This window comes from Shinella sp. (assembly GCF_052438155.1).
Taxonomy (GTDB): Bacteria; Pseudomonadota; Alphaproteobacteria; order Rhizobiales; family Rhizobiaceae; genus Shinella.
Window position 1 is genome coordinate 180,963 of the sequence record NZ_JBQVPI010000001.1, and the last position, 13,170, is coordinate 194,132.

General features: G+C 63.0%; 12 protein-coding genes. 3 read left to right on the plus strand and 9 right to left on the minus strand.

What is annotated here, in order from left to right; genetic code table 11:
* Positions 1–3 precede the first annotated feature (3 nt).
* Positions 4–366 (plus strand): hydroxyisourate hydrolase, encoded by a 363-nt coding sequence (gene uraH, locus ACT6VE_RS00825; protein WP_444796734.1) that lies wholly within the window; start codon positions 4–6, stop codon positions 364–366.
* On the opposite strand, the gene guaD is transcribed toward uraH, so the two are convergent.
* Together guaD and ACT6VE_RS00835 are read right to left on the minus strand one after the other, a co-directional pair.
* Positions 363–1,670 (minus strand): guanine deaminase, encoded by a 1,308-nt coding sequence (guaD, locus tag ACT6VE_RS00830; RefSeq protein WP_444796735.1) that lies wholly within the window; start codon positions 1,668–1,670, stop codon positions 363–365. The genes uraH and guaD overlap by 4 nt on opposite strands.
* 6 nt (positions 1,671–1,676) lie before the next feature.
* A complete protein-coding gene (locus ACT6VE_RS00835) occupies positions 1,677–2,909 on the minus strand; it encodes a urate hydroxylase PuuD (RefSeq protein WP_444796736.1) in 1,233 nt (410 codons plus the stop codon).
* Between the two features lie 140 nt (positions 2,910–3,049).
* Between ACT6VE_RS00835 and ACT6VE_RS00840 the strand changes: the two genes are divergently transcribed.
* Positions 3,050–3,763 carry a glutathione S-transferase gene (locus ACT6VE_RS00840; protein WP_444796737.1) on the plus strand — a complete coding sequence of 238 codons (714 nt, stop codon included), beginning with the start codon at positions 3,050–3,052 and terminating at the stop codon, positions 3,761–3,763.
* Positions 3,764–3,860: 97 nt separating this feature from the next.
* Here ACT6VE_RS00840 and ACT6VE_RS00845 read toward each other — a convergent pair whose 3' ends face one another.
* The 7 genes from ACT6VE_RS00845 to ACT6VE_RS00875 all read right to left on the minus strand — a co-directional run bounded on the left by ACT6VE_RS00845 (position 3,861) and on the right by ACT6VE_RS00875 (position 11,479).
* Positions 3,861–4,229 carry a hypothetical protein gene (locus ACT6VE_RS00845; protein ID WP_444796738.1) on the minus strand — a complete coding sequence of 123 codons (369 nt, stop codon included), beginning with the start codon at positions 4,227–4,229 and terminating at the stop codon, positions 3,861–3,863.
* 36 nt (positions 4,230–4,265) lie between these two features.
* Positions 4,266–4,748: a transcription elongation factor GreA gene (gene greA, locus ACT6VE_RS00850; protein WP_444796739.1), complete on the minus strand. Its 483-nt coding sequence runs from the start codon at positions 4,746–4,748 to the stop codon at positions 4,266–4,268.
* 62 nt (positions 4,749–4,810) lie between these two features.
* Positions 4,811–5,725, minus strand: coding sequence for a LysR substrate-binding domain-containing protein (locus tag ACT6VE_RS00855; RefSeq protein ID WP_444796740.1), 915 nt, complete (start codon positions 5,723–5,725; stop codon positions 4,811–4,813).
* Positions 5,726–6,005: 280 nt separating this feature from the next.
* Positions 6,006–6,848 carry a xanthine dehydrogenase accessory protein XdhC gene (gene xdhC / locus ACT6VE_RS00860; protein WP_444796741.1) on the minus strand — a complete coding sequence of 281 codons (843 nt, stop codon included), beginning with the start codon at positions 6,846–6,848 and terminating at the stop codon, positions 6,006–6,008.
* A 1-nt stretch (position 6,849) separates the two neighbouring features.
* On the minus strand, positions 6,850–9,195 hold the full coding sequence (gene xdhB / locus ACT6VE_RS00865; RefSeq protein ID WP_444796742.1) for a xanthine dehydrogenase molybdopterin binding subunit: 2,346 nt from the start codon (positions 9,193–9,195) through the stop codon (positions 6,850–6,852).
* 25 nt (positions 9,196–9,220) lie between these two features.
* Positions 9,221–10,696 carry a xanthine dehydrogenase small subunit gene (xdhA, locus tag ACT6VE_RS00870; RefSeq protein ID WP_444796743.1) on the minus strand — a complete coding sequence of 492 codons (1,476 nt, stop codon included), beginning with the start codon at positions 10,694–10,696 and terminating at the stop codon, positions 9,221–9,223.
* A 9-nt stretch (positions 10,697–10,705) separates the two neighbouring features.
* A complete protein-coding gene (locus tag ACT6VE_RS00875) occupies positions 10,706–11,479 on the minus strand; it encodes a 3-hydroxybutyrate dehydrogenase (RefSeq protein ID WP_444796744.1) in 774 nt (257 codons plus the stop codon).
* Positions 11,480–11,673: 194 nt separating this feature from the next.
* Here ACT6VE_RS00875 and glpK point away from each other — a divergent pair, with 194 nt between their 5' ends.
* The gene (gene glpK, locus ACT6VE_RS00880) at positions 11,674–13,167 is read left to right on the plus strand and encodes a glycerol kinase GlpK (RefSeq protein WP_444796745.1); all 1,494 of its coding nucleotides are present in this window, start codon (positions 11,674–11,676) and stop codon (positions 13,165–13,167) included.
* Positions 13,168–13,170 lie beyond the last annotated feature (3 nt).

Consider the following 13,170-nt stretch of genomic DNA (forward strand, 5'->3'; position numbering starts at 1 on the left):
CCCATGAACAAGCCCGGCCGCCTCACGACCCACGTTCTCGACACCGCACTCGGCAAGCCCGCCGCGGCCCTGAAGATCGACCTCTACTGGATAGAGAACGAGGAGCGCCAGCACATCACGACCGTCACGACCAACCGTGACGGCCGGGTGGACGGCGCGCTGGTCGAGGGCGTCGGCTTCATGCCTGGCGTCTACGAACTGGTCTTCCACGCGGGTGACTATCTGCGGGCGACGGGTACCGCCGTCACCGAGCCCGCTTTCCTCGACCGCATTCCACTGCGCTTCGGCGTCGCCGATCCGTCGAGCCACTACCACGTGCCGCTGCTGCTTTCGGCCTATAGCTACTCGACCTATCGCGGGAGCTAAAGCACAGCCTTCATCGGCTTGCCGGCCACATAGGTCTCGCGCACCGCGCGGTCGTCGCCCATCGTCTGGAGCAGGAAAAGTTCGTCGGTGAGCGAGCGGACGACCTCCATCTTCAGCGCCATGGCGGGCGTGGCGGCAGCATCAAGCACCACGAAGTCGGCATCCGTGCCGGCGTCCAGCGTGCCGATGCGCTCAGTGAGCGACAGGGCTTCGGCGTTGCCGAGGGTCATGTGGTAGAAACTGTCGTACGGGTTCAGCCGCTCGCCGAGCAATTGCTGGATCTTGTAGGCCTCGTCCATCGTCTTCAGCATGGAATAGCTCGTGCCGCCGCCGATATCGGTCGCGACGCCAATGCGCACCGGTTTTTCGCGCCGCGAGAGCGCCTTCAGCGGAAACAGGCCGGAGCCGAGGAAGAGGTTGGAGGTCGGGCAATGCACCGCCACGGCGCCCGCCTCGCTCATCGCGTCCGCCTCGCGGTCCGAGAGGTGGATGCTGTGGCCGAAGAGGCTTTTGGGGCCGAGCAGGCCGTATTTCGAATAGACGTCGGTATAATCGATCGCATCGGGATATAGTTCGCTGGTGAAGCGGATCTCGTCGTGGTTTTCGGACAGATGCGTCTGGATGTGCAGGTCGGGGAATTCGCGGGCGAGCGCCGCCGTCATTTCCATCTGCGCCGGCGAAGAAGTGATGGCGAAGCGCGGGGTGATAGCGACGTGGTTGCGGCCCTTGCCGTGCCATTCGGCGATGACCGCGCGGGTCTCGTCATAACCCATCTGCGGCGTGTCGAGCAGGCCCTGCGGGGCGTTGCGGTCCATCATCACCTTGCCGCCGACCATGCACATGCCGCGCTTCAGCGCTTCGGCAAAGTAGGCATCGGCCGAGGCCTTGTGCACGGAGCAATAGGCGACCGCCGTCGTCGTGCCGTGGCGGATCATCTCGTCGTAGAAGTGACGCGCGATGCGGGCGGCATGGGCGCTTTCGACGAAGCGGCATTCCTCTGGAAAAGTATAGGTGTTCAGCCATTCGAGCAGGTTGGCGGCATAGGAGCCGATCACCTGCATCTGCGGGAAATGCAGGTGCGTATCGATGAGGCCCGGCAGGATGAGGTGCGGCCTATGGTCGATCTCGTGCACATCGTCCGGGCTGGCGGCGCGTATCTCGGCGTAGGGACGGACGGCCGTGATCTTTCCGTCCTCGATGAGCAGCCCGCCATCCTCCTCGTAGCGATAGCTTGCCGCATCGTCGATCGTTTCCGGCCGGCGAAGGAAGGAGAGCAGGCGTCCACGGATGAGGGTTTGGGTCATGGGCGGTCAGCTTCCTTCTGCGGCGGTTTCGAACCAGGCGGTGATGAGGGCGCGCTCTTCCTTCGTCATGCCGGTGACATTGCCCGGCGGCATGGCGTGGCTGCGGCCTGCCTGCAGATAGATCTCGCGGGCATGCAGGGCAATCTGAGATTCGCTTTCGAACACAACGTCTTTCGGCGCGGCGCGCAGGCCTTCCCAGACCGGCTCGGCCGCATGGCACATCGAACAGCGCGTCGAGACGAGATCGCGCACGGCCGGGAAGTGGCTGTTTGCGGCGAAGCGCTGGGCCGAGGGGGCAAGGCCTGCATCGGCGCTTTCACCGGTCAATACCTTCGGCACGGTGGAAAGCCACATGATGAGCAGGAAGAGGAGGGCGGTGACGAGCCAGGTCCAGGTCGGTTTGCCCTTGCGCGCATGGGTCGTGTTGAACCAATGGCGGATCGTCACGCCCATCAGGAAGACGAGGGCCGCGATGATCCAGTTGAAAGCCGTCGCGAAGGCCAGCGGATAGTGGTTCGACAGCATGAAGAAGATAACGGGAAGCGTCAGGTAGTTGTTGTGGGTGGAGCGCTGCTTGGCGATGGCGCCGTATTTCGGGTCTGGAATGCGTCCTGCAATAAGATCTGCAACGACCACGCGCTGGTTCGGCATGATGAGGAAGAAGACGTTCGCCGACATGATCGTCGCTGTGAAGGCGCCGAGATGCAGGAAGGCGGCGCGGCCGGTAAAGACCTGCGTATAGCCCCAGGCCATGGCGACGAGGATGAAATAGAGGACGATCATCAGCCCCCAGGTGTTTTTGCCGAGCGGCGATTTGCAGAGCAGGTCGTAGAGGATCCAGCCCACGGCCAGCGAGGCGAGCGAGATGAGGATCGCCACCGGCGTCGAGACGTCCAGCACGTTGCGGTCGATCAGGAACAGATCGGCGCCGCCGTAATAGACCAGACAGAGAAGCGCAAAGCCGGAAAGCCAGGTCATGTAGCTTTCCCATTTGAACCAGGTCAGGTGCTCGGGCATCGAGGCGGGCGCCACGAGATACTTCTGGATGTGGTAGAACCCGCCGCCATGCACCTGCCATTCCTCGCCATAGGCGCCGGCCGGCAGATGCGGCCGCTTCACCAGGCCGAGATCGAGCGCGATGAAATAGAAGGACGAGCCGATCCAGGCCATGGCGGTGATGACATGCAGCCAGCGGACCGCAAAGGTCAGCCACTCCCAGGCGATGGCATATTCGTACATGTGGGCGCGTCCCTTTCGTCTTGTCTTTCGGCACGTACATTGCGCAATATTTACGGGTGAGGGAAGGGCGGACCGGACGCCTTGCATCCACCGGTTCACTTTGAACGGAACCTCTTCGGGACCAAGGGTATTTCTGCGCTATGGCATACGAACTCTATTATTGGACCGGCATTCAGGGGCGGGGGGAATATATCCGCCTGGCATTGGAGGCCGCCGGCGCGCCCTATCGGGATGTTGCACGGGAAGAGGGGGATCAGGTCATCGCCGCGGTGAGCAACGAGGTTTCGACGCCGTCCTTCGCGCCGCCCTTTCTCAGAGATGGTGATGTGGTCGTGGGCCAGGTGGCAGCGATCCTGCTTTATCTCGGCGACAAACTCGATCTTGCGCCCAAGGATGCGGCGCTCAGGCTCTGGACGCATCAAATCCAGTTGACCATCGCCGACTTCGTGCTCGAAGGCCATGATGTTCACCACCCGATCGGCGCTGGAGAATATTACGAGGACCAGAAGCCCGAATCAAAGCGGCGTGCCCTGGAGTTCCGTGAGCAGCGCGTTCCGAAATTCCTCGACTGGTTCGAGCGCATTCTGGCCAGAAACCCCAAAGGCCCCGCGCATCTCGTCGGCAGCCGGCTCAGCTATGTGGATCTGTCTCTGTTCCAGGTCATGGATGGCCTCATCTACGCCTTCCCGACATTGATGGGCGAGCTTGCTCCTCGGTATCCGCATATCAAGGCGGTCTGCGCAACTGTTGCCGACCACCCGAAAATCCGTGCCTATCTTGCGAGCGATCGCCGTCTTCCGAGCAATGAGAACGACCTGTTTCGGCACTATCCAGAATTGGACGCCAAGCCCTAGCGTCACCGCGGACGGCTCTTTCGACGGTAGGCGGAAGTTCAGGATTTCACCAGTTTTCAGGGCGGGCCTTTGTGGGTATTTTTTGACTGGAGCGCTGCTAACGCCAGTCAGGTAACGCCACGGTTTTTCCGTCCTCTACGGACCAATCCCGATACATCTCATAGGTGACTTTTCCCGCGGTCATACCTTTCACCAACCTGCGGCATGCCTCCTGAACTACCTCTTCGGCACCGATTGAGTTGAGGCTTTCAAGTTCATCTCCCAGTCTTCCGTCCTGTTTCAATTCGGATTGGCCATCTTCAATGCAACGGGTGATTAACCGGGCGTGAGAGTCGGGATTTTGCTTTAAGCGCGTGACGATTTCCTGGAATTCTTGCTCGGTCCATCGGGGTCCTTCGGCGAACGCACTGGCGGGCAGCAGCAACGAGAGCAGAAGGTTTGTGGCAACAAATCGATCTAGCTTCAATCGGTACGTCCTATTGTTGGTCCGGGCTGGCACTTCCTAGCTTATGGAGACAATCTCAAGTTCCTGCCCGCCCATGTTCACGACATCGCCCGCCGCCTTGCCTACCAGCAGCCTTGCCACCGGCGCGACGTAAGAAATCGAGCCCGCCTTCGGGTCGGCCTCGTCTTCGCCGACGATGCGATAGGTCTGTACCCGGCCGTCGTCGCGGCTGAAGGTCACCGTGTTGCCGAAGGCAACGGTGTTGTTTGATGCTGGTTCGGCCGTGACCTGCGCCGTGCGGACGCGTTCCGCGAGATAACGCAGGTCGCGCAGCGGGCCGGCCGATTGGCGCCGCCGTTCGTTGACGTCCTCGATCGTGTTTGCGGCCTCGTATGCCGTGCGTGCCGCGGCGAGCTGCGTTTCGAGTGCAGTCAGACCCGCCTGCGTGACGAGATTGGGATGGGGAGAAATCGGCCGGTCGGGCAGCAGGGTTTCCGATGCCGCCTCGGCGCTTTCTTCCTTTACGAACGCAACGCTCAATGTCCCACTCCATTCAAATGCGGCTCACCCCCGACTGGCTCATCGGGTCCTTGCTGGCCAATCTAAGCTTCCTTCGGCATCGTCGCCAGAATCCATTCGCGAAACGCGCGGATTTTCACAATGTTGCGACGGTTCTCCGGATAGGCGAGCCAATAGTCGCGGCCATCGTTACAGGTGATATCGAAGGGCTGGTAGAGCAGGCCGGCCGCGATCTCAACGCGAAAATGACCGGGGTTGAGGATCGCGACCCCCTGGCCGTTCATGGCCACCTGCGCATCGATCGTCTGAACGCCCAGTTCGTTGCGTGGGTAACGTTCGAGGCCCGGCTTGTCGATTCCGGCTGCGGAGAACCAGATGGGCCACCAGACGTCCGGGGCACTGATGATCGGCAGTTTCAGCAGGTCGGCCGGCTCCTTGACGCCGCCGATCGTTTCGGCGAGCGCCGGGCTCAGCAAGGGGGCGAAATCCATGCGCATGACGCGGTGGCATTCGAGGCCCGGCCAGTCGCCCTTGCCCCAGCGGATCGAGATGTCCGCCTCTTCCCGGGCGAAATCGATGACCTCCTGCGAAGTGGAAAGCCGGACGGCGATGTTCGGGTGCTTGAGCTGGAAGTCGCCGAGTGTACGACTCAACCATTGCGTGGCGAAGGTGGGCGTCGAATGGATGTGCAGCTTCTGTTCTGTTGCGCCGCGCAGATCAGCTACCGCCTCCACAAGCTTGGCTAGCCCTTCGGCCACCTTGGGCGCCAGCCGCTCGCCGGCCTCGCTCAGCATGACCTGCCGGGGCTGGCGCAGAAACAGCGTTTCGCCAAGCGTCTCCTCGAGCAGCTTGATCTGGTAGCTGACGGCCGTCTGCGTCATGCCGAGCTCGTCGCCGGCGCGGGTGAAGCTCGCATGCCGGGCTGCCGCCTCGAAAACACGAAGCGCATTGAGCGGGAAGTTGCGCGACATCTTCAAGGCTGAGTTCTCTTTATGCATGCAGACGAAGGTTCGATTGGAGTTCCATCACCTTTCGGCGCACCCTGCAAGCAATGGAAATGAGTTTTTGAGGTTTCGCCATGACATGCATTACCGATCACGGGCCAGCGGCCGCCCTGCAGTTTCGCGAGCCGAGCCTTTGGCATAAGCTCTCTCTCGTCTTTCGTCGGCGGACGGCACAGCGCCTCCCGCGGCTCGACCCGCAGGAGCTTTCCGATCACATGAAGCGCGATCTCGGGTTTCTCGAGGGGCGCGGCCGCTAGGATCGTGGACCCGCTGACTAAGAGTCAGCAGCTCCACTCATGGAGCGAACTGTTCGCCACGTGGCGAAGGCGAGCAGCACTTCCGAGGTCGTCATCGCGGCAATGACCTCCGGCCGCTTGTCATCGACCGCCGTGCCGCCGATCGGCAAGACCAACCGGTCGGCCTCGGCGCGATCCGCGCCCTGCTCTTCGAGATAGTGGAGGAAGGTGCCGCGCTTCGACTTCGAACCGACCATGCCGATATAGGCGAGGTCGGTGCGGACGAGCGCTTCGCGGGCGATCAGGAAATCGAGCGCGTGATCATGGGTGACGATGACCACGGCCGAGCCGGCCGGGATATCGGCGATCAGCGATTCCGGCATGGCATTCAAGCGATGATGGACCTCGGACGTGAGGCGGTCCAGTTCGCTCTCGCGCGTCTCGACGACGAACACCTTCAAGGGCAGCAGCGTCAGCGATTCGGCAAGTGCGCGCCCGACATGCCCGCCACCGAACACCCAGACCTGCGGTTTCTGCCGTTCTTCCTTCGCGATCCGCTGGTCGAGCGCCCGGCGGGCCGTCTCGTCGGCGAAGGTGAAGGTGAGTTCGACGCGGCCGCCGCAGCATTGGCCGATACCGGGGCCGAGGGGGATATCGAGGTTCGCTTCGCCGCCGGCACCGCCGAGCATCTTTCGCGCGTTTTCGATTGCCACATATTCGAGTTGCCCGCCGCCGATCGTGCCGTGGATTTCGGTCGGCGCCACCATCATGAACGTGCCTTCGTCGCGCGGTGCGGAGCCTTTTACGGCGCTAACGTCGACGATGACGACACGGTGTTCCCGGGCGAGAAAGCCCTCGAGACTGTCCTGCAGAAAATTCATCTTACTCTTCTTTTTGGGCCTTCAGCCGTTCGATGGCCATGGCCACGCGTTCGGGCGTGGCGGGCGCATCGAGCTTCGGGCATTGGCGGTAACCGGCGGTGCTGGCGACGGCCATGGAAAGCGCCTCCAGAACGGAGACCGCGAGCATGAAGGGCGGTTCGCCGACGGCCTTGGACCGGCCGATGGTCGGTTCGGCGGCTTCCGCCCATTCGGCGAGCTGGACGTTTAAGATTTTCGGCCGGTCGGAGGCGAGCGGGATCTTGTAGGTGGAGGGGGCGTGGGTGCGAAGCCGGCCCTTACCGTCCCACCACAGTTCCTCGGTGGTGAGCCACCCCATGCCCTGCACGAAGGCGCCTTCGACCTGGCCCTTGTCGATCGCCGGGTTCAGCGAGCGGCCGACATCGTGCAGGATATCGACGCGGTCGACGAGGTATTCGCCGGTCAGCGTGTCGATCGAGACTTCCGAGACCGAGGCGCCATAGGCGAAGTAGTAGAAGGGCGTGCCCATGCCCTTCGCCCGGTCCCAATGGATTTTCGGCGTCTTGTAGAAACCTGCGGCCGAGAGCTGTACGCGGGCCATATAGGCTTGCTTTATGAAGTCGGGGAAGGGGATGAGTGCCGCGCCGACGCGCACGTGATGCGGCACGAAGGCGACGTCTTCTGCGGCCACGCCCCATTTCTCTACGGCAAAGGCGACGAGGCGTTCCTTGATCTGGCGGGCGGCGTCATAGGCTGCCATGCCGTTGAGGTCCGAGCCGGAGGATGCGGCGGTGGCCGAGGTGTTCGGCACCTTGGCCGTCGTCGTTGCGGTGATTTTTACTCGCGCGATATCTACTTGAAACGCATCGGCGAGCACCTGTGCGACCTTGGTGAACAGGCCCTGGCCCATCTCCGTGCCGCCATGGTTCAGGTGGATCGAGCCGTCCTGATAGACATGCACCAGCGCGCCCGCCTGATTGTACCAGGTGGCGGTGAACGAGATGCCGAACTTGACCGGGGTCAGCGCGATGCCCTTGCGGATGACGCGGCTTGTCTCGTTGAAGGCGAGGATGGCCTTTCGGCGCGCCTGGTAGTCGGAGGAGGCTTCCAGTTCATCCACGATGCGGTGGATGATATTGTCCTCGACCGTCTGGTGATATGGCGTCAGCACACGGTCCGACCCGGGAAGCCCATAGAAATTCGCCTTGCGGATCTCCAGCGGGTCTTTTCCCAGCGCGTAGGCGATCTCCTCGATGATGCGCTCGCCGCCGACCAGACCCTGCGGTCCGCCGAAGCCGCGGAAGGCGGTGTTGGAGACGGTGTGTGTCTTCAAGGGCTGCGAGGTGAGCAGGACATGCGGGTAGAAATAGGCATTGTCCGCGTGGAAAAGCGCTCGGTCGGTGACGGGGCCGGAAAGGTCCGAGGAGTAGCCGCAGCGGGCGGCATAGTTCGCCTTCACGGCTTGGATGCGGCCCATGCCGTCAAAGCCGGCTTCGTAGTCGACAAGAAAATCGTGCCGCTTGCCGGTCGCCGTCATGTCCTCGTCGCGGTCCGGGCGGAATTTTACCGCACGGTTGAGCCTCTTCGCTGCGACGGCGGCGAGCGCTGCGAACTGGTTCGACTGGGTCTCCTTGCCGCCAAAACCGCCGCCCATGCGACGCACCTGCACGGTGACGGCATTGGACGGCACGCCGAGCACGTGGGCTACCATGTGCTGCACCTCGCTCGGGTGCTGGGTGGAGGACCAGACGGTGACCTCGTCATCCTCGCCGGGAATGGCGAGTGCGATATGGCCCTCGAGATAAAAATGATCCTGCCCGCCAACGCGCATCTGGCCTTTGATGCGGCGCGGTGCTGTTTCCAGCGCTTTTTCCGCATCGCCCCGCTTAAGCGTCAGCGGCTCGGTGACGAGCACGGCACCATTTGCGAGCGTGTCGGTAACGTCGGTCCAGTGCGGCAGGTCGCGATAGTCGATCTTTGCAAGACGAGCGGCCCGGCGGGCGATGTCGCGGGTTTCGGCGATGACGCAGAAGATCGCCTGACCATGGAATTCCACCTTGCCTTCCGCCAGCACCGGTTCGTCATGGCGGTGCGAGGGGCTGATGTCGTTTTCGCCCGGCATATCCCCGGCCGTCAGCACCAGCACGACACCCGGATGCGCCTTCACCGCGGAAAGATCGACAGAGAGGACTTCTGCATGCGCCCGGTCGCTCATGCCAAGTGCTGCATGCAGCGTGCCCTCGGGCTCCGGCATGTCGTCAATGTAGTCGGCACCGCCGGTGACGTGTTTGTGCGCCGAATCGTGGCGCAACGACGCGTGCATCGGCGCGGAGATGGCCTTGCGGTCTTCGAAGGTGGATTGGTCCATCACGCTTCTCCTTCGCCCATGCCGCTTACGCCACCACCTCGAAGCGCTGTACCTGCGCGGTCTCGCCGGAGGTTTCGAGGAAAAAGCGTGTCAGCAGGTTCTTTGCCGCCAGCATGCGGTAGTCCGCCGTGGCGCGCCAGTCGGTGAGCGGTTTGTAGTCCAGGTCGAAGGCACTACGGGTGGCGCCGATGGTGGCTTCGCTCCACGGCTTGCCGATCAGTGCGGCCTCGACAGCCGTCGCCCGCTTCGGCGTGCCGGCCATGCCACCGAAACAGAGGCGGGCGTCGGTGACCAGGCCATCCGGTGACAGCGCGATGCGGAAGGCGCCGCACAGCGCGGAGATGTCCTCGTCGCGGCGCTTGGAGATTTTGTAGACGGCGAAATGGGTGCCCGCCGGCAGATCGGGCACGAAGAGGCTCTCGACGAACTCGTGCGCGCGGCGGTCCTGCTTGCCGTAGTCTATGAAGTAGGCTTCCAGCGGCAGTTCGCGTCTTCCGTCCTTCGAGCGAAGGGCGAGCGTGCTGCCCAGCGCGATCAGCGGCGGGGGTGTGTCGCCGATGGGGGAGCCGTTGGCGATGTTGCCGCCGATCGTTCCCATATTGCGCACCTGTTCGCCGCCGATGCGGTCGATCAGCGGACGGAGTGCCGGGTTGCGGCGACAGAGGGCTGCGAAGGCTTGGCTATAGGTGACGCCGGCGCCGATGCGGATACCGTCCGCCGTTTCCTCGATCGATTGCAGCTCGGTCAGATGGTTGATGAAGACCACCGGGTTGAGGTCGCGGAACTGTTTCGTCACCCAGAGGCCGACATCGGTGGAGCCGGCGATGACGGTGGCCTTTGGTTCCTCGGCAAGGACGGTGGCGAGGCCGTCGAGCGAGGCGGGGATGATCACGCGGCCGTCGCCGTCGCTGGCGCGGATGGTATCCCGTGGCGTCATGGCCTTGAGCCTCTCCAGCACCTTCGTGCGCGTGCGCTCGATCGGGTCGAAGACGGCGCTTGGCCGCTCCGTGGCGATGGCTTCGGCGGCGCGGATGATGGGTTCATAGCCGGTGCAGCGACAGAGATTGCCTTGCAGCGCCTTTTCGATGCGGGCGCGGTCTGGCGCGGGCTCGGAAAGCCAGAGGCCATAGAGCGACATAACGAAGCCCGGCGTACAGAAGCCGCATTGTGACCCGTGATAATCCACCATCGCCTGCTGCACGGGATGCAGCACACCGTCCGCGCCCGCCAGATGCTCGACGGTGACGACATGGGTTGCGTTCATCGAGCCGATGAGGCGGATGCAGGCATTGACGCTCTCATAGGCAAGCCGCCCTTCGAGAATACGGCCGACGAGCACGGTGCAGGCGCCACAGTCGCCCTCGGCACACCCTTCCTTGGTGCCGGTGAGGCGGCGGCGAAGCCGCAGCCAATCCAGCAGGGTGCCCGTTGGCGACACATGGCGGAGCGCAATGTCCTCGCCATTGAGGATGAAGCGGATGCTGCCGGTGTCCGTGCTCATGTCCATCCCTTACTGGGCGGTCCAGCCGCCATCGACGGAGATGTGGGTGCCGTTGATCGACTTTGCCGCATCGCTGGCGAGGAACAGGGCGATGGCGGCCACCTCATCGACGCCGACGAACTCCTTGGTCGGCTGGAACTTCAGCATGACGTCGGACTTCACCTGCGCCTCGCTGATACCGCGCGCCTTGGCCGTATCGGGGATCTGCTTTTCGACGAGCGGTGTCAGCACATAGCCGGGGCAGATGGCATTGGCGGTGATGTGGTCTTCGGCGATTTCCAGTGCGACCGTTTTCGTCAGTCCCAGGATACCGTGCTTGGCCGCGACATAGGCGGATTTGAACGGCGAGGCGACGAGGCCGTGCGCGGAGGCGACGTTGATGATGCGCCCCCAGCCCTTGCGCTTCATGTGCGGAATGGCGGCGCGGATGGTGTGGAACGAGCTGGAGAGATTGATCGCGATGATCTGGTCCCACTTCTCGACCGGAAAGTCCTCGATCTTTTCGACATGCTGTATGCCGGCATTGTTGACGAGGATGTCGACGCCGTCGAACTCTTCCACCGCCGTCTGGATGAGGTCGGCGATCTCGTGCGGCTTGGTCATGTCGGCCGGATGATAGATGACGCGGCCCTTGCCGAGGCCGTCCAGCTTGGCGCGGGTCGCCTCGATCTCGTCCGCCGGGCCAAAACCGTTGATGACGACATTGGCGTCGCCTTCTGCAAAGGCCGTGGCGATGGCGAGGCCGATGCCGCTGGTAGAACCGGTTACGACGACACTCTTCATGTTTTTCATCTCCGATATGCTGCTTTGCGGTAGCCTACGCCTAAAACTCGAGCGATGACAATTGCGTTTTCCGCGCGGTAGAGTGGCGGTGAGGGCAGAGCGCGGCTTGCGTTTTATTTTCCTTTGACATTCGTTTTGATGTCGTATTGAAGATTCCGAAGGGCCTGGGAGCGGCCTTCAGCTGGGAGGGAAGCATGGGCGGATATGTTCTCGCGATCGATCAGGGCACGACATCGAGCCGGGCGATCGTCTTCGACGGCAACCAGAAGGTCGTCGGTTCCGGCCAGAAGGAATTCACGCAGATTTTTCCGCAATCCGGCTGGGTCGAGCATGATCCGGAGGAAATCTGGGACAGCGTCGTCTGGGCGGTCAAGGCCGCGCTGAAGAAGGCCGATCTCAAGGCGTCGGATATTTCCGCCATCGGTATCACCAACCAGCGCGAGACGGTCGTCGTCTGGGAGCGCGAAAGCGGCAAGCCGATCCACAATGCCATCGTCTGGCAGGACCGCCGCACGGCCTCCTATTGCGAGAAGCTGAAGAAGCAGGATCTCGAAAAGACCTTCACCAAGAAGACCGGCCTGCTGCTCGACCCCTATTTTTCCGGCACGAAACTGTCCTGGATGCTCTCCAACGTGAAGGGCGCGCGTGCACGGGGTGCCAAGGGCGACCTCTGCTTCGGCACGATCGACACGTTCCTGATCTGGCGGCTGACGGGCGGCAAGTCGCATGTCACCGACGCCACCAATGCCAGCCGCACGCTGATGTACAACATCGCGGCGAACGACTGGGACAACGAGCTGCTCGACATCCTGCGCGTGCCGAAGGCCATGCTGCCCGAAGTGCTGGACTGCGCGGCCGATTTCGGCGTGACAGAGAAGGCGCTGTTCGGCGCGGAGATCCCGATCCTCGGCGTTGCCGGCGACCAGCAGGCCGCGACCATCGGCCAGGCCTGCTTCGAGCCGGGCATGATGAAATCCACCTACGGCACGGGCTGCTTTGCGTTGCTCAACACCGGTCCCGACATGGTGCGTTCGAAAAACCGCCTGCTCACCACCATCGCCTATCGGCTCGACGGCGAGACGACCTATGCGCTGGAAGGCTCGATCTTCATTGCCGGTGCCGCCGTGCAATGGCTGCGCGATGGGCTGAAGGTCATCAAGGCCGCACCCGATACCGGCGACCTTGCGGCACAAGCCGACCCGACGCAGAACGTCTACCTCGTGCCGGCCTTCACCGGTCTCGGCGCACCGCACTGGGACCCGGACGCCCGTGCCGCGATCTACGGCATGACGCGCAACACGGGACCCGCGGAATTTGCCCGCGCAGCCCTTGAGGCCGTCTGCTACCAGACGCGCGACCTGCTCGACGCCATGCACAAGGACTGGAAAGCCAACGGCAAGGAAACCGTGCTGCGCGTCGACGGCGGCATGGTCGCCTCCGACTGGACCATGCAGCGCCTCGCCGATATTCTGGACGCACCGGTCGACCGTCCGACGATTCTGGAGACGACGGCGCTTGGTGCCGCTTGGCTTGCCGGTCAGCGCGCAGGCGTATGGCCGGATCGCAAGGGTTTCGCCAAGTCCTGGGCGCGCGATACTCGCTTCGAGCCCAAGATGGACGAGAAGACGCGGACGGTGAAGATCAAAGGCTGGAAGGACGCGGTGCGGCGGACGTTGAGCGCGGGGTAGCGT

Coding starts and splice junctions, on each gene's coding strand:
- xdhA (WP_444796743.1), bottom strand. CDS start 10,696: ATGAGCACGGACACCGGCAGCATCCGCTTCATCCTCAATGGCGAGGAC.
- glpK (WP_444796745.1), top strand. CDS start 11,674: ATGGGCGGATATGTTCTCGCGATCGATCAGGGCACGACATCGAGCCGG.
- ACT6VE_RS00855 (WP_444796740.1), bottom strand. CDS start 5,725: ATGCATAAAGAGAACTCAGCCTTGAAGATGTCGCGCAACTTCCCGCTC.
- ACT6VE_RS00875 (WP_444796744.1), bottom strand. CDS start 11,479: ATGAAGAGTGTCGTCGTAACCGGTTCTACCAGCGGCATCGGCCTCGCC.
- xdhB (WP_444796742.1), bottom strand. CDS start 9,195: ATGGACCAATCCACCTTCGAAGACCGCAAGGCCATCTCCGCGCCGATG.
- ACT6VE_RS00840 (WP_444796737.1), top strand. CDS start 3,050: ATGGCATACGAACTCTATTATTGGACCGGCATTCAGGGGCGGGGGGAA.
- ACT6VE_RS00835 (WP_444796736.1), bottom strand. CDS start 2,909: ATGTACGAATATGCCATCGCCTGGGAGTGGCTGACCTTTGCGGTCCGC.
- xdhC (WP_444796741.1), bottom strand. CDS start 6,848: ATGAATTTTCTGCAGGACAGTCTCGAGGGCTTTCTCGCCCGGGAACAC.
- guaD (WP_444796735.1), bottom strand. CDS start 1,670: ATGACCCAAACCCTCATCCGTGGACGCCTGCTCTCCTTCCTTCGCCGG.
- uraH (WP_444796734.1), top strand. CDS start 4: ATGAACAAGCCCGGCCGCCTCACGACCCACGTTCTCGACACCGCACTC.